The organism is Pseudomonas sp. RL_5y_Pfl2_69 (genome assembly GCF_963970465.1).
Taxonomy (GTDB): Bacteria; Pseudomonadota; Gammaproteobacteria; order Pseudomonadales; family Pseudomonadaceae; genus Aquipseudomonas.
Genome location: NZ_CAXAOU010000015.1, coordinates 129809 through 145077, shown reverse-complemented (window position 1 = coordinate 145077; position 15269 = coordinate 129809). Strand labels below are relative to the sequence as shown.

13 protein-coding genes and 3 tRNA genes are annotated in these 15269 nt (G+C 59.5%); 14 read left to right on the top strand and 2 right to left on the bottom strand.

Annotated features, from left to right (window positions below; all coding sequences use genetic code 11):
- The first annotated feature begins 103 nt into the window (after positions 1-103).
- The 13 genes from truA (at position 104) to AACY07_RS22025 (ending at position 10493) form a co-directional block, all read left to right on the top strand.
- Positions 104-928, top strand: a complete 825-nt coding sequence (gene truA / locus AACY07_RS22085) for a tRNA pseudouridine(38-40) synthase TruA (RefSeq protein WP_339477668.1) — start codon at positions 104-106, stop codon at positions 926-928.
- Between the two features lie 56 nt (positions 929-984).
- Complete coding sequence (locus tag AACY07_RS22080) at positions 985-1608, top strand: phosphoribosylanthranilate isomerase (RefSeq protein ID WP_339477639.1); 624 nt, start codon at positions 985-987, stop codon at positions 1606-1608.
- Between the two features lie 268 nt (positions 1609-1876).
- Positions 1877-2797, top strand: coding sequence for an acetyl-CoA carboxylase, carboxyltransferase subunit beta (gene accD, locus AACY07_RS22075; RefSeq protein ID WP_095028327.1), 921 nt, complete (start codon positions 1877-1879; stop codon positions 2795-2797).
- A complete protein-coding gene (folC, locus tag AACY07_RS22070; protein WP_133079408.1) occupies positions 2794-4101 on the top strand; it encodes a bifunctional tetrahydrofolate synthase/dihydrofolate synthase in 1308 nt (435 codons plus the stop codon). The genes accD and folC overlap by 4 nt, the downstream gene beginning before the upstream one ends.
- Positions 4085-4714, top strand: a complete 630-nt coding sequence (locus AACY07_RS22065) for an SPOR domain-containing protein (protein WP_338646885.1) — start codon at positions 4085-4087, stop codon at positions 4712-4714. Before folC ends, AACY07_RS22065 begins: the two co-directional genes overlap by 17 nt.
- A gap of 106 nt (positions 4715-4820) precedes the next feature.
- Positions 4821-5378 carry a CvpA family protein gene (locus tag AACY07_RS22060; protein ID WP_095028330.1) on the top strand — a complete coding sequence of 186 codons (558 nt, stop codon included), beginning with the start codon at positions 4821-4823 and terminating at the stop codon, positions 5376-5378.
- 41 nt (positions 5379-5419) lie between these two features.
- Positions 5420-6925, top strand: coding sequence for an amidophosphoribosyltransferase (gene purF / locus AACY07_RS22055; RefSeq protein WP_133079406.1), 1506 nt, complete (start codon positions 5420-5422; stop codon positions 6923-6925).
- A gap of 67 nt (positions 6926-6992) precedes the next feature.
- Entirely contained in the window at positions 6993-8204 is a 1212-nt protein-coding gene (locus AACY07_RS22050; RefSeq protein ID WP_339477634.1) for an O-succinylhomoserine sulfhydrylase, read from the top strand.
- A gap of 8 nt (positions 8205-8212) precedes the next feature.
- Positions 8213-8980 carry an SDR family oxidoreductase gene (locus AACY07_RS22045; RefSeq protein ID WP_338649446.1) on the top strand — a complete coding sequence of 256 codons (768 nt, stop codon included), beginning with the start codon at positions 8213-8215 and terminating at the stop codon, positions 8978-8980.
- 108 nt (positions 8981-9088) lie between these two features.
- Positions 9089-9164, top strand: a tRNA-Val gene (locus AACY07_RS22040).
- Between the two features lie 55 nt (positions 9165-9219).
- Positions 9220-9296, top strand: a tRNA-Asp gene (locus AACY07_RS22035).
- A 102-nt stretch (positions 9297-9398) separates the two neighbouring features.
- Positions 9399-9475, top strand: a tRNA-Asp gene (locus AACY07_RS22030).
- A gap of 166 nt (positions 9476-9641) precedes the next feature.
- Complete coding sequence (locus tag AACY07_RS22025) at positions 9642-10493, top strand: DUF2242 domain-containing protein (RefSeq protein WP_339477631.1); 852 nt, start codon at positions 9642-9644, stop codon at positions 10491-10493.
- Positions 10494-10731: 238 nt separating this feature from the next.
- Here the strand turns inward: AACY07_RS22025 and AACY07_RS22020 are convergent, their stop codons facing one another.
- Together AACY07_RS22020 and AACY07_RS22015 are read right to left on the bottom strand one after the other, a co-directional pair.
- On the bottom strand, positions 10732-11772 hold the full coding sequence (locus AACY07_RS22020; RefSeq protein WP_339477628.1) for an AraC family transcriptional regulator: 1041 nt from the start codon (positions 11770-11772) through the stop codon (positions 10732-10734).
- Between the two features lie 4 nt (positions 11773-11776).
- On the bottom strand, positions 11777-12907 hold the full coding sequence (locus tag AACY07_RS22015; protein ID WP_339477625.1) for a carbon-nitrogen hydrolase family protein: 1131 nt from the start codon (positions 12905-12907) through the stop codon (positions 11777-11779).
- A gap of 211 nt (positions 12908-13118) precedes the next feature.
- Here AACY07_RS22015 and AACY07_RS22010 point away from each other — a divergent pair, with 211 nt between their 5' ends.
- Entirely contained in the window at positions 13119-15155 is a 2037-nt protein-coding gene (locus AACY07_RS22010) for an NADPH-dependent 2,4-dienoyl-CoA reductase (protein WP_339477623.1), read from the top strand.
- Positions 15156-15269: the final 114 nt, after the last annotated feature.

The following is a 15269-nucleotide window of genomic DNA, read 5'->3' as shown; positions in this document are numbered from 1 at the left end:
AAATGTTTCATGGCGTCTTGCGGGGTGCGCCTTATAATGGCCACCTTTGCGTTTATGAGCAGGCTGTAAGTCCTTGGCAAATATAGATAACCCAGCCGCTGAAATGGCTGCCGACGGTTTTTTCCGAATCGCGCTTGGCGTGGAATACAAAGGCTCGCGCTACAGCGGCTGGCAGCGTCAGGCCAATGGTGTGCTGACTGTCCAGGAAACCCTGGAAAACGCCTTGTCAAAGGTCGCGGCCTCTCCGGTTTCGTTGATGTGCGCCGGGCGAACAGACGCCGGTGTGCATGCCTGCGGGCAAGTCGTGCACTTTGATACCCAGGCCGAGCGCTCGTTGAAAGCCTGGGTCATGGGCGCCAATATCAACTTGCCCCATGACATCAGTGTCAGCTGGGCCAAGGTCATGCCTGCGGATTTTCATGCGCGCTTCAAGGCCATTGCCAGGCGCTACCGCTATGTGATCTACAACGACCAGATCCGCCCCGCGCACTTGAATCAGGAAGTCACCTGGAATCATCGTCCGCTGGACGTAGAGCGCATGGCCGAGGCTGCCCAGTACTTGTTGGGTGTGCATGACTTCAGTGCGTTTCGCGCCGGTCAATGCCAGGCCAAGTCCCCGATCAAGGAGATGCACCATTTGCGCGTGACCCGTCACGGGCGAATGATCGTACTGGATATTCGCGCCAGTGCATTTCTGCATCACATGGTGCGCAACATAGCCGGTGTGCTGATGACCATCGGTACGGGAGAGCGACCGGTAGAGTGGATCAAGGAAGTGCTGGAGAGTCGAACCCGCCGCTCGGGTGGTGTGACGGCACATCCTTATGGCTTGTATCTGGTGCAAGTTGAATACCGCGATGAGTTTCAATTGCCGGAACGTTACATAGGCCCACATTTCTTGACCGGTTTTACCGAACTGGACGGCTGACGCCCGGATAAGCATTTGTTACCATCCGGGGCTTTCGCGTTCGGGGTGTTATCGAGATGTCCGTTGTTCGCAGCAAGATCTGCGGTATTACCCGCATAGAAGACGCTCTGGCTGCGGTCGAGGCCGGAGCTGACGCCTTGGGTTTTGTGTTTTACGCAAAAAGCCCCCGTGCCGTTACGGCGTTGCAAGCGCGAGCCATCATTGCGGGCCTGCCACCTTTTGTGACGACGGTCGGGTTGTTCGTCAATGCCAGTGCCTGTGAGCTCAACGAAACCCTGGATGCCGTACCGCTTGATTTGCTGCAGTTTCATGGCGATGAGACACCGGAGCAGTGTCAGGGTTATCACCGTCCTTATATCAAGGCATTGCGCGTAAAGGCCGGTGATGACATCGCCGGTGCCTGCAACGCGTATGCAGGCGCCAGCGGTATTTTGCTCGATGCCTATGTCGAAGGTGTGCCCGGTGGAACCGGTCAGGCGTTTGACTGGTCTTTGATACCGCAGGGTCTGAGCAAGCCGATTATTTTGGCGGGTGGCCTCACGGTCGAGAACGTTGCAGGTGCCATTGCTCAGGTGCGTCCTTATGCCGTTGATGTCAGTGGCGGAGTAGAAAAGAGCAAGGGCATCAAGGATCACGACAAGATTCGCGCCTTTATGCAGGCAGTGCGTGTAACAAACTGATGCCCGATGTGACGGCTGGCAGTCTGCCGCCGTCCATCATTACCGTTCTGCAAAGCAGGCGGGCCCGGTGGTTTGACGGGCAGAAATTAAAGTGGCGGCCGCTCTGGGGCGTGCTGTCGGGAGGCTGAGGGTTGCAGGGTTTCGCTGGTTTGCCGTGTGCTGACCGCAGTTCTTGCAATCATCGCCACACACCTAATGAATTTAGCTCAAGGGCATACACGGGGCCTGAACTCAACTGTTCTGGCCACCGGTACTGGAGAAAGAAAGCATGAGCAACTGGTTGGTAGACAAGCTGATTCCTTCGATCATGCGTTCCGAGGTCAAAAAGAGCTCGGTACCTGAAGGCCTGTGGCACAAGTGCCCGTCTTGCGACGCTGTGCTTTATCGTCCAGAGCTGGAAAAGACCCTGGACGTTTGCCCGAAATGTAATCACCACATGCGCATTGGTGCGCGTGCCCGCATCGATATCTTCCTGGATGCCGACGGCCGTGCCGAGTTGGGCGCAGACCTGGAGCCGGTTGACCGTCTCAAGTTCCGTGACAGCAAAAAGTACAAGGATCGTCTGGTCGGCGCGCAAAAGCAGACGGGCGAAAAAGACGCGTTGATCTCCATGAGCGGTACCTTGCTGGGTATGCCGGTGGTTGTGTCTGCCTTTGAATTCTCGTTCATGGGCGGCTCGATGGGTGCCATCGTCGGCGAGCGTTTCGTGCGTGCAGCCAACTACGCGCTGGAAAACCGCTGCCCGATGATCTGCTTTGCAGCCTCCGGCGGTGCGCGGATGCAGGAAGCACTCATCTCCCTGATGCAAATGGCCAAGACCTCTGCGGTGCTGGCGCGTCTGCGTGAAGAAGGCATTCCGTTCATCTCGGTGCTGACCGACCCTGTCTATGGCGGCGTTTCGGCCAGTCTGGCAATGCTGGGCGATGTCATCGTGGCTGAGCCTAAAGCCCTGATCGGCTTTGCCGGTCCGCGGGTTATCGAACAGACCGTTCGCGAAAAACTGCCAGAAGGCTTCCAGCGCAGCGAGTTCCTGCTGGAGCACGGCGCAATCGACCTGATCATTGCGCGTCAGGAGCTGCGTCCACGCCTGGGCAACCTGCTGGCACAGATGATGGGCTTGCCGACACCTGTGTTCGTCGCGGCACCTGTTGAAACCATCGTTGTTCCACCGGCACCTGCAAACCTATGACCCAGCGCACCCTTGGCGAGTGGCTCGCCTATCTTGAACAGCTGCATCCGGCCGCCATTGATATGGGGCTGGATCGCGCACGCGAGGTAACGAACCGCATGGGGCTGCAAAAGCCCGCGCCTCGGGTGGTGACGGTTACGGGCACCAATGGCAAGGGCTCGACCTGTGCGTTTGTGGCAGCGTTGCTGCAGGCGCAAGGGCTCAAGGTGGGGGTTTACAGTTCGCCCCACTTGCTGCGCTATAACGAGCGCGTACAGATTGACGGGGTTGAAGTCAGCGACGAACTGCTGTGCGAGGCCTTCGCGGCTTTGGACGCAGGGCGGGGCGAGACTTCCCTGACTTATTTTGAAATGGGCACGTTGGCAGCGTTCTGGCTGTTTGAGCGTGCCCAGCTGGATGCCGTAGTGCTGGAAGTCGGCTTGGGCGGACGTCTGGATGCGGTCAATCTGGTGGATGCCGACCTGGCGCTGGTGACCAGCATCGGTGTCGATCATGTCGAGTACCTGGGCAATACCCGCGAATCGGTGGCTTTTGAGAAGGCCGGGATTTTCCGTGCGGGCAAGCCAGCCCTCTGTGGCGACCTCAATCCTCCTCACACCCTGCTCGACAAGGCCAGGGAGCTGGGCTGTCCGCTGTTCTTGCGCGGTCGTGACTTCGATCTGGCCAGTTCAGAGCAGGTGTGGCACTGGCGTGGCCTGGATGCGAAAGGGCAAGTTCTGGAGCTGCGTGACATTGCGCTGCTGGATTTGCCCATGGAAAACGCAGCGCTTGCTGTGCAGGCCTATGCGTTGACCGATTTGCCGTGGGAGCCGGCGCGCATCATCAGTGCACTGGTTGGCACTCGCGTCACGGGCCGACTGGATCGCCGCCAATTCAACTGGAAAGGCAAAGCCTTGAATGTGCTGCTGGACGTGGGGCACAACCCCCATGCGGCCGAGTACCTTGAGCGGCGTTTGGCGCAGCGGCCTGTCACTGGCAAGCGCCTGGCCGTGTTCGGTCTGCTGGCAGACAAGGACCTTGATGGCGTAGTGTCACAGCTCGCGTCGTCGGTCGAGCATTGGGCGGTTGCACCGCTGAATACCTCGCGCACTCGGTCGGCGGCTGAAGTTCAGGCTGCGCTGCAGGGGCTTGGTGCTTCGGTCTCGGCCCATGACAGTGTGGATGCCGCGCTCGAAGCTCAATGCGAACGGGCCACGCCCGAAGACGAAATCCTGTTGTTCGGATCATTTTATTGTGTCGCGCAAGCGCTCGAGTGGTTGGAGCGGCGTGCCAAGGAGGAGGCTGCAAATGGCTTTGCTGGATAAGGTATTCAAGCAGCGTATGGTAGGCGCCCTGGTATTGGTGGCGTTGGCCGTGATTTTCCTGCCGATGTTGTTCTCGCGTCAGGACGAGCAGCGTCAAATCCAGGTGGATGCACCCACGGCGCCACAGATTCCGGTCATGCAGCCGGTTCAGGTTGAGCCGGTTGCCGTGCCGGAACCGCAAGTCATTGCCCAAGAGCCGGTCCCTGAAGAGTTGCCGGTTGTCGAGCAGCAGGTGGCGACGGCTCCTGTCGCGCCTGTGGTTGCAAAGCCTGCAGTTGTTGCCCCAAAGCCACCGGCTGTCACCCCGGCACAAACGGTTGCCCAGGCACCGGCCAAGCTGGATACCACGCAAAAGCGTGTTGATCCCAACGGCTTGCCGATCAGCTGGTCGGTTCAGTTGGTGAGCCTGTCCAATCGGGCGAGTGCTGACAACCTTCAAAAAACCCTTCGTAATCAAGGGTATAACGCTTACGTTCGATCTTCCGGCGGGATGAATCGGGTTTTTGTCGGTCCGTTGCTTGAGCGTGCAGAAGCCGATCGCCTGCGTGATTTGCTCGGCAAACAGCAAAATCTCAAGGGTTTTGTGGTGCGCTTCCAGCCTGAACGTGGTTGAGCGCGCAAAAAGGTTCAATCTGATTGCTCAAGCACGGATAAATCGCCTTACCTGAGCGGCGGCGCTCTGCTAAAATGCGCCGCCTCATCTGTCTGTAGGCTGAACTGTGCCATTTACCTGGGTTGACTGGGCGATCGTTGCAATTATCGCCATCTCCGCTTTGATCAGCTTGAAGCGCGGCTTTGTAAAAGAAGCATTGTCGCTGTGCACCTGGATCATTGCCGGGGTCGTTGCCTGGATGTTCGGCGGTTCACTGTCTCAATATCTCTCCGGATACATCGAAACACCTTCCGCCCGCGTTATCGTTGGGTGCACCATCATGTTTGTCGCCACCTTGCTGGTAGGCGCAATGATCAATTTTCTTATCGGCGAACTGATTCGCGTCACCGGCTTGTCCGGGACCGATCGTTTTCTCGGCATGGCCTTCGGCGCTGCGCGTGGCGCGTTGCTGGTGGTGACTGCGGTCGGGCTGCTTAGCCTGGGGCCGGTACAGCAAGACTCATGGTGGCAAGAGTCGCGGCTCGTGCCACAATTTCTATTGGTTGCCGACTGGTCCAAAAACCTCATTCTGGGGTGGAGCAGTCAGTGGCTGGCCAGCGGAATCAGCGTACCCGCTGACATTCCGTTCAAGGAGCACCTCTTGCCGGCTACCCAGCCCAAGTGAGCGGTGTTCAGTTCAGATCCATTAAGTAGGGGTTGCGTCGCATGTGTGGCATCGTCGGTATCGTCGGTAAGTCGAACGTCAATCAGGCGCTGTATGACGCGCTAACCGTCCTCCAGCACCGCGGCCAGGATGCTGCCGGTATTGTGACCAGCCATAATGGCCGGTTATTTCTGCGCAAGGACAACGGGCTGGTTCGTGACGTGTTTCATCAGCGTCACATGCAGCGCCTGGTCGGCAACGTGGGCATTGGCCACGTACGCTATCCAACCGCTGGCAGCTCGACTTCAGCTGAAGCTCAGCCGTTTTATGTCAACTCGCCCTATGGCATCACCCTGGCGCATAACGGCAACCTGACCAACGTTGAACAGCTGGCCAAGGAGATTTACGAATCTGACTTGCGTCACGTCAACACCAACTCCGATTCGGAAGTGTTGCTCAACGTCTTCGCCCATGAACTGGCTCAGCGCGGCAAATTGCAGCCGACTGAAGAAGACGTGTTTGCTGCCGTGACAGACGTGCACAACCGCTGCCGTGGCGGTTACGCCGTGGTTGCGATGATCACCGGTTACGGCATCGTCGGTTTCCGCGACCCGAACGGCATTCGCCCGATTGTCTTCGGTCAGCGTCATACCGACGAAGGCGTCGAGTACATGATCGCCTCCGAAAGCGTCTCCCTGGATGTGCTGGGCTTTACCCTGATTCGCGACCTTGCGCCGGGTGAAGCGGTTTACATCACTGAAGATGGCAAGCTGCACACCCGTCAGTGCGCGGTGAACCCGCAATTGACCCCGTGCATCTTCGAGCACGTGTACCTGGCTCGTCCGGATTCGATCATCGACGGTGTTTCGGTGTACAAGGCGCGTCTGCGCATGGGTGAGAAGCTCGCCGAGAAGATCCTGCGCGAACGCCCGGATCACGATATCGACGTGGTTATCCCGATTCCGGACACCAGCCGCTGCGCGGCGCTGGAGCTGGCGAACCACTTGGGCGTCAAGTTCCGCGAAGGCTTCGTCAAAAACCGTTACATCGGCCGCACCTTCATCATGCCGGGCCAGGCAGCGCGTAAAAAATCCGTGCGCCAGAAGCTCAACGCCATCGAACTGGAGTTCCGTGGCAAGAACGTGATGCTGGTGGACGACTCGATCGTGCGCGGTACAACGTGCAAGCAGATCATTCAGATGGCCCGCGAAGCCGGCGCCAAGAATGTCTACTTCTGCTCGGCGGCCCCGGCAGTTCGCTACCCGAACGTCTATGGCATCGACATGCCGAGCGCCCACGAGCTGATCGCACACAACCGCAGCACCCAGGAAGTGGCCGAGTTGATCGGTGCTGACTGGTTGATCTACCAGGACTTGCCTGACCTGATCGAAGCAGTCGGTGGTGGCAAGATCAAGATCGACGCGTTCGACTGCGCAGTGTTTGACGGCAAGTACGTCACCGGCGATATCGATGACAACTATCTGGAACGTATCGAGCGTGCGCGCAATGATGCTTCCAAGGTGGTTGCCCAGGGTGTCGGTGCGACGATAGGCTTGTACAACAACTAAGTGTTCACCAAACCGGCCCTGATGGGCCGGTTTGCGTTCATCCAATACAAAGCAAGGAGTGGGCAGCATGAGTCAGGATTGGGATGCGGGTCGGCTGGACAGCGACCTTGAGGGCGTAGCGTTCGACACCTTGGCTGTGCGTGCTGGCCAGCACCGTACGCCCGAGGGCGAGCATGGTGATGCAATGTTCCTGACCTCCAGCTACGTGTTCCGCACGGCGGCTGACGCGGCAGCACGGTTCTCGGGCGAAGTGGCAGGCAACGTTTACTCGCGTTACACCAACCCCACCGTTCGTGCCTTCGAAGAGCGCATTGCGGCCCTTGAAGGCGCCGAGCAGGCCGTGGCAACCGCCACCGGCATGGCGGCCATTTTGTCGGTGGTCATGAGCCTGTGCAGCGCCGGCGATCACATTCTGGTGTCGCGCAGCGTGTTCGGCTCGACCATCAGCCTGTTTGAAAAGTACTTCAAGCGCTTTGGCGTGCAGGTCGATTACGTGCCGTTGGCTGAACTGGCTGGCTGGGACGCGGCGATCAAGCCCAACACCAAATTGCTGTTTGTCGAGTCGCCGTCCAATCCGCTGGCCGAGCTGGTGGACATTGCCGCCCTGGCCGGGATTGCCCATGCCAAGGGTGCGCTGCTGGTGGTCGACAACTGTTTCTGCACGCCTGCCTTGCAGCAGCCGCTGAAGCTGGGCGCGGACATCGTGGTGCATTCGGCCACCAAATTCATCGACGGCCAGGGCCGTTGCATGGGCGGTGTGGTTGCCGGTCGTGGCGAGCTGATGAAAGAAATCGTCGGCTTCTTGCGCACTGCCGGGCCGACCCTGAGCCCGTTCAATGCCTGGATCTTCCTCAAGGGTCTTGAAACCCTGAACCTGCGCATGCGCGCTCACTGCGCCAGTGCCCAGGCGCTGGCCGAGTGGCTGGAGCAGCAGGACGGGGTTGAAAAGGTTCACTACGCCGGTCTCAAGAGCCATCCGCAATATGAGCTGGCCCAGCGTCAGCAGCGTGGTTTTGGTGCGGTGGTCAGCTTTGAGGTCAAGGGTGGGAAAGAGGGCGCCTGGCGCTTTATCGACGCAACCCGCCTGATCTCGATCACCGCTAACCTGGGTGACAGCAAAACCACGATTACCCATCCGGCGACCACGTCCCATGGTCGTCTGGCGCCACAAGAGCGTGAAGCGGCGGGTATTCGCGACAGCCTGATCCGGATCGCGGTCGGTCTGGAAGATGTCGCCGACTTGCAAGCCGACCTCGCACGAGGTCTTGCTGCGCTGTGAGTGACTGGATGGACGAAACTCCGGTTGGCGGCAATGGCCGCGTAGCGCTGGTGACGGGTGCTGCGCGGGGCATTGGCCTGGGGATTGCTGCCTGGCTGGTCAGTGAAGGTTGGCAAGTGGTATTGACCGACATTGACCGCGCCCGGGGTTCCAGGGTGGCCAAGGCGCTGGGCGAGAGTGCCTGGTTCGTGACGATGGATGTTTCGGTCGAGGCCGATGTCATTCAGTGTGTCGCGCAAGTCCTTGGCCAGTTTGGGCGGCTGGACGGGCTGGTGTGCAATGCCGCCATTGCGGATCCGCACAACATGGGCCTTGAAAGCCTCAATCTGGAACACTGGAATCGTGTTCTGGCAGTCAACCTGACCGGGCCCATGTTGCTGGCCAAGCATTGTGCGCCGTACCTGCGTGCGCACAATGGTTCGATCGTCAACCTGGCTTCCACCCGCGCCCGCCAGTCGGAGCCTGATACCGAGGCTTACGTGGCAAGCAAGGGCGGGTTGCTGGCGTTGACCCATGCACTGGCCATCAGCCTTGGGCCGCAGGTTAGGGTCAATGCGGTCAGCCCGGGCTGGATTGATGCCCGGGACCCCTCTGTGAGGCGTGCAGAGCCGCTGACGGACGCCGATCACGCTCAGCACCCGGCTGGCCGGGTAGGGACCGTGGAGGACGTCGCATCGATGGTTGCCTGGTTATTGTCACGTAATGCCGGATTTGTGACGGGTCAGGAGTTTGTGGTTGACGGAGGGATGAGCAAAAAGATGATCTATGGCGAGTAGGCCTTGTTGCAGGCTGGCCACTATTTTTGCTTTTTTTGAAAAAAACTCAATCTTGTCCTTGACTTAGCTTCGATAGATGCGTAAATTTCGCGGCCTCAACGAAGCAAAGGGTGATTAGCTCAGCTGGGAGAGCATCTGCCTTACAAGCAGAGGGTCGGCGGTTCGATCCCGTCATCACCCACCACTTCTTGAGATTCTCGCAAGAGAAAGGTCGTTCTGAAAGGAACAACCACCGACGCGCAGCGGTAGTTCAGTCGGTTAGAATACCGGCCTGTCACGCCGGGGGTCGCGGGTTCGAGTCCCGTCCGCTGCGCCATATTTGTACAAATCAGGTTCGCCTGGTTTGCGATTGAAAAGCACCGAAGCTCTTCAGTCACAGGTTTTAAAAGTTTCAAACGGACGCAAGTCCGAGCGATACGCAGCGGTAGTTCAGTCGGTTAGAATACCGGCCTGTCACGCCGGGGGTCGCGGGTTCGAGTCCCGTCCGCTGCGCCATATTTGCTTCAGAGCCCTTGAACTCTCTGAAGCTACAAAGAAAGCGACCTTAGGGTCGCTTTTTTTGTGCCTGAAATTCTACGGCAGCGGCTACACATGGAAACTGCTCCAGCCAAACGCGAACTGATGCACAATACGCCCCGTACCGTTCTCTTCAGGATCTTTAATGCTTATGTCATTCCCCGTGCGTGCCGTGGTAGTCGCCCTAGTGCTGGCTGGACTCGCAGGTTGCTCATCGAAGAAGACAGCGATCTACGAACATGAAAGTTTCGATGATTCCGGTACGTTCTCGCGTAATTACCCGGTAACCGACAAAACCTCCTGTGAGGCTGCGCGCCGCGCGTTGCTCAGCCAGGGCTACATCATCACCAGCAGCGATCCGAAAATCATCAGTGGCCACAAGAGCTTCCAGCAAACGGGTGAAAGCCATCTGGAGATCAGCTTCAACATCGTGTGCGCCGACGATGGCGGTTCACAGCACCACGCCACCATGTTTGCCAATGCCCTGCAGGACCGTTATGCACTTAAAAAGGTAAACAACTCCGCGAGCCTGGGGGTTGGTGTGCTGGGGTCGGTATCGATGCCGATTGGCTCGACCGATGACTCGATGGTCAAGGTCGCCAGCGAGACAGTCTCTTCGCCTCAGTTTTACGACCGCTTTTTCACGCTGGTAGAAGCATTTCTGCCCAAGCCCAAGGAAGTGGAAAAGACGGTGCACGCCCCTGAAGCGCCCAAGCCTGACCTGGGAGTGCCCGAGGCAGTGCCTGCCAAGGACGAAGCCGCTGCGCCTGCCATTGAGCCGCCAGCGCCTGCTGTAGAGCCTGTGAGTGAGCCCGTCGTGCCACCGGCAGACGTCGAGCCCATTTCCCCGGTAGAAGTCCAGGCAGCCCCTGCGGCGGCGGTACCCGAGATCAAGCCTGCAACCGAACAACCTGAACCGGCCAAGCCCGTCGCGCCACAGGGCGAGTCTGCGATCACCCCTGTACCTGTTGCGGTAGAGCCTTCGCCCCCTCAATAACCGTGCGGTAAATCCCAAAAGCTCTGCTACGTTTATAAATGAGTTGTGACAGTGCCCGCGAAGGTGTCATTTTTCCTTCATGGGGGCACTTTATGCTCAGGCATGACTTAAACAAACAGACTGAAAAGGGATGCTGCTATGGACGATTATCAGGAAGAACTGCTTGAGTACCGGGCTTTTGAGCTCGACCCGCTTGAACCTGCTGACGATGCGACCGAGCTTTGAGCTCCAGGCACGTTTACGCAGATTGGCGCTGACGGCGTCGGTATTCCCCCGGCGTCTGCGCATTCCAGCGCTTGAAGGCGCGTTGAAACGCCTCGGCTGAGGCAAACCCCAACAAATAGGCAATCTCGCCAAAGGCCAGTTCCGTATCGCGGATGTAGGTCATGGCGAGGTCGCGGCGTGTGTCGTTGAGAATGGCGCGAAATTGCGTGCCTTCCTCCGTGAGCTTGCGCCGCAAGGTCCAGGTCGGCAGCTTCAGGCGAGCCGCCACTTCTTCCAGGTCGGGTTCACGACCACCGTTGAGCAAAGGCCCCAACAGTTGTGTGATGCGTTCGCGCAGGCTGCGGGTGCGGGTCAGTTGTTCCAGTTCGCGTTCGCACAACTGCAGCAGGTAGGTCCAGGTACTTGGACAGTGCTGGGGGTTGCGCAGGTCGAGCGTGGCATGGTTCAGGCGCAGCTGATTGGTCTCGGCGCGAAAATGGACCGTCGAACTGCCGAGCGCGCTGTAGCGCGCCGCGTATTCAGGTTCATTGAACTCAATGTCGATGTGCTCGCAGCTCAGGGGGTGGGCTGCGACCGATGACAGGTGTTGCAGCCAGCCGGCAATGATCGAGTCCACCACAAAGCGGTTGTAGGCGTTGTACGGGCTGATGGAATAAAAACGCAACCAGGCGCCCCGGGCGTCTTCGTGAAAGCTCGATTGCCCTCGATAGTTGGAGCCGTAGAGGGCCTCAAAGCGAATCAGGGTGCGTGCTGCTTCCCGAACAGTGGGTGCCTGGGCCGCGGTCACACCGGCCAGTCCGACCTGGTTGAGGCGGCTTAGCTGGCCCATGCGCAAGCCCAGTGCCGGGTCGCCGGTGAGCGCAATTGCCGCGTGCCCCAGGCGCATGTAGCGCGGTATCGACAGGCGCGCCAGCGGCTGGGCGAGACGGGCGGCGTCAAGGCCGAACTGTTCGAGCAGGGGCGCAGGGTCTTTGCCGCAGCTGTGCACGGCATCGGCCAGAGCCTGGACAAACCCCACCGACAGATCGCCCAGGCGCATCGGCAGCGGTTTCATCGTGCTAGAGCCAGACGTTCAACAGCCGCGCACCGGTGCCGGGCTGATCCGCACTGGTCTGGCCGTTGTGACTGATAAAGCCCAGGCCGGTGCTGTGCTTGTCCCAGAACTTGCCCCGCAAGAAGACGGTGACACCGGCTTGGGCAGTGCTGCTGGGCAGGCTGCTGATCAATGTCAGGCGATGCCAGGCGTCGCCTTCGGTCACTTCGCCGGGCTTGAGGCTGATTTCGCTGGGTGTCGATACGCTTTTGTAGCCGCCCCAGGGTTTGTCCCAGGTGGTTTTGCCAACGATGAACGCGGGCACGGCGATCAGTTGCACACGTTTTTCGTTCAGGGTGCGGTAGTTCTCCGGGTACCAGCTGTCGCTACCGATCAGGATGCCCAGGCGTCCGGCCGGGGTATCAACCACATTCAACTCATGGTCGGGGCTGGGCTGGATGTAGCTTTGTTCTTCATAGGTGGGCAGCAACTGGCGTTGGGGAGTGCCCAGCGCTGCGCCATCACTGCCGAAGACCACACTGCTGTTGTACAAGGGGCCCGTGCCGGGCAGCAGCGTACCGTTCTCGATACGCGGCGAAGGGAGGGCAATGCTCCCGGCCACCAGGGTGACGCCGAACTCTTTGGCCAGGCCGCCAAACAGCGTCTGGTAATCGGCTGCCATGCTGCTGGCCTTCATGCGCAAGTGAGCATCGTTGATCCGGCTTTCGCCGTCAGCACGAAGCCAGGCATTGGCAAAGGCCAGCGGGTTGCTCACCGCCAGCCAGCGCATGGCTTCATTCAGGTTGGCTGCCTGGTACAGCTCGCTTTTTTCACCGCGAAACATCAGCCAGGAGCCGATGTGCTCTGGCAGCACCACGACGGTTTTGTCATTGAGCAAACCTGCAGCGCGAGCGGTGTCGAGATAAGCCGCCAGCTTCAGGTGTACCAGCGCCAGGCTTTGATAGTCGCGGGGTGACAGGTCCGGCTCGATACCCAGCAGGTTGCCACGATCATTATTGACACCCTCGTTTATGGCCAGCTCGATGCGCAGGTCAGAGAGGTAATGACCTACATCCCGTTGCGTGGTCCACCAGGCATAGCCGCTGGCAGCGGCGACAAGGGCGATCAATAAGGTGCAGCCAATAAGTTTGCGCATAGAAATAGAACGGACAGCTTTCAGCGGAATTCGACGTCTAGGGTAGGCGGCGCTTGCGGGCTTGCCAAGGGGGGATGTGCAGTTGGGTTAATAATTTGTAACTTTGGGTCATTGAGTGGGGCCCATCCAGCCTTTACCTTGGCGGACATTAAACGACGGGAGCCGCAGAGCATCCCGCGTTCCGTGATTTAGACCGTTGTGGAGCTGACTGATGACTGCCACGCACTACCCGCATTTAATGGCCCCGCTGGATCTGGGCTTTACCACGTTGCGCAACCGCACCCTGATGGGGTCAATGCACACCGGCCTCGAAGAAAAGCCCGGTGGCTTTGAGCGTATGGCTGCCTACTTTGCCGAGCGGGCCAAAGGCGGCGTGGGCTTGATCGTGACAGGGGGCATTGCGCCCAACGACGAGGGCGGTGTGTACAGTGGCGCGGCCAAGCTGAGCACGGTCGAAGAGGCGGAAAAGCACGTAGTCGTCACCCGGGCCGTTCACGATGCCGGCGGCAAGATCTGCTTGCAGATCCTCCATGCCGGGCGTTATGCCTACAGCCCGCGCCAAGTTGCGCCGAGTGCGATTCAGGCGCCGATCAATCCGTTCAAGCCCAGAGAGCTGGACGAAGCGGGCATTGAAAAGCAGATCAGTGACTTCGTGACCTGCGCCCAACTTGCCCAGAGCGCCGGGTATGACGGTGTCGAAATCATGGGTTCCGAAGGCTACCTGATTAACCAGTTCCTCGCGGCGCACACCAACCAGCGCACCGACCGCTGGGGCGGCAGCTACGAAAACCGCATGCGCCTGGCGGTGGACATCGTGCGTCGCGTGCGCGAAGCCGTAGGCCCGAACTTCATCATTATTTATCGCCTGTCGATGCTGGACCTGGTGGCAGGCGGCAGCGTGTGGGAAGAAATCGTGCAACTGGCCAAGGCCGTCGAATCGGCCGGTGCGACCTTGATCAACACCGGGATCGGTTGGCACGAAGCGCGCATCCCCACCATTGCTACCAAAGTGCCCCGTGCCGCCTTCAGCAAGGTGACGGCCAAGCTTCGCGGTTCGGTCAGCGTGCCCCTGATTACCACCAACCGCATCAATACCCCGGACATTGCCGAGCAGATCCTGGTCGAAGGTGACGCTGACATGGTGTCCATGGCCCGTCCGTTCCTGGCCGATCCCGAATTCGTCAACAAGGCGGCTGCCGGGCGCAGTGACGAAATCAACACCTGCATCGGCTGCAACCAGGCCTGCCTGGATCACACCTTCGGCGGCAAGCTGACCAGCTGCCTGGTCAACCCCCGCGCCTGCCACGAGACCGAACTCAACTACCTGCCGACCATTGCGGTGAAAAAAATTGCCGTGGTCGGAGCCGGTCCCGCCGGTCTTTCAGCGGCCACGGTGGCGGCAGAGCGCGGGCATGAGGTCACGCTGTTTGACTCGGCGAGCGAGATTGGCGGTCAGTTCAATGTGGCCAAGCGTGTGCCGGGCAAGGAAGAGTTCTTCGAAACCTTGCGCTACTTCAAGCGCAAGCTGCAAACCACCGGTGTCGAACTGTGCCTGAACACCCGTATGGATGTGCAGCAACTGGTCGATGGTGGCTTTGACGAAATTATCCTGGCCACCGGCATTGCGCCGCGTACGCCTGCCATTCCAGGTATCGACAACCCCAAGGTGCTGAGCTACCTAGACGTGATCCTGCAACGCAAGCCGGTGGGCGCCAAAGTGGCAGTGATTGGCGCAGGCGGTATCGGCTTTGATGTATCCGAGTTTCTCGTGCATCAGGGCGTGTCCACCAGCCAGGACCGTGACGCGTTCTGGAAAGAATGGGGCATCGACAGTGCGCTTGAAGCCCGGGGAGGTGTTGCCGGTATAAAGCCAGAAGTCCACGCACCTGCTCGCCAAGTGTTCCTGTTGCAGCGCAAAGCCAGCAAGGTGGGCGACGGGCTGGGCAAAACCACTGGCTGGATCCACCGCGCGGGCCTGAAAAACAAACAGGTGCACATGCTCAACAGCGTTGAATACCTGAACATCGACGATGCAGGGCTGCACATTCGCATTGGCGAGGGTGAGCCGCAGGTGTTGCCGGTCGACAACATTGTGATTTGCGCCGGGCAAGACCCGTTGCGAGAGCTGCACGACGGCCTGGTCGCGGCCGGGCAGAGCGTGCATTTGATCGGGGGTGCCGACGTGGCGGCCGAGCTGGATGCCAAGCGCGCCATTGATCAGGGTTCGCGCCTGGCGGCGCAGCTCTAGACTCCCGCCTGTGCCCTTTGTGGGAGCGGGCTTGCTCGCGATTGGATCGACGCGGTTCAACTTCAATACCGCGGCGCCTTGATCGCGAGCAAGCCCGCTCCCACAGGGTGGTGT

Excerpts from the sequence above, each read along its gene's own strand:
- AACY07_RS22065 (WP_338646885.1), top strand. The coding sequence starts at position 4,085 with ATGGCTTTGCTGGATAAGGTATTCAAGCAGCGTATGGTAGGCGCCCTG.
- AACY07_RS22010 (WP_339477623.1), top strand. The coding sequence starts at position 13,119 with ATGACTGCCACGCACTACCCGCATTTAATGGCCCCGCTGGATCTGGGC.
- purF (WP_133079406.1), top strand. The coding sequence starts at position 5,420 with ATGTGTGGCATCGTCGGTATCGTCGGTAAGTCGAACGTCAATCAGGCG.
- folC (WP_133079408.1), top strand. The coding sequence starts at position 2,794 with ATGACCCAGCGCACCCTTGGCGAGTGGCTCGCCTATCTTGAACAGCTG.
- truA (WP_339477668.1), top strand. The coding sequence starts at position 104 with ATGGCTGCCGACGGTTTTTTCCGAATCGCGCTTGGCGTGGAATACAAA.
- AACY07_RS22045 (WP_338649446.1), top strand. The coding sequence starts at position 8,213 with ATGGACGAAACTCCGGTTGGCGGCAATGGCCGCGTAGCGCTGGTGACG.
- AACY07_RS22050 (WP_339477634.1), top strand. The coding sequence starts at position 6,993 with ATGAGTCAGGATTGGGATGCGGGTCGGCTGGACAGCGACCTTGAGGGC.
- AACY07_RS22015 (WP_339477625.1), bottom strand. The coding sequence starts at position 12,907 with ATGCGCAAACTTATTGGCTGCACCTTATTGATCGCCCTTGTCGCCGCT.
- AACY07_RS22080 (WP_339477639.1), top strand. The coding sequence starts at position 985 with ATGTCCGTTGTTCGCAGCAAGATCTGCGGTATTACCCGCATAGAAGAC.
- accD (WP_095028327.1), top strand. The coding sequence starts at position 1,877 with ATGAGCAACTGGTTGGTAGACAAGCTGATTCCTTCGATCATGCGTTCC.
- AACY07_RS22025 (WP_339477631.1), top strand. The coding sequence starts at position 9,642 with ATGCTTATGTCATTCCCCGTGCGTGCCGTGGTAGTCGCCCTAGTGCTG.
- AACY07_RS22020 (WP_339477628.1), bottom strand. The coding sequence starts at position 11,772 with ATGAAACCGCTGCCGATGCGCCTGGGCGATCTGTCGGTGGGGTTTGTC.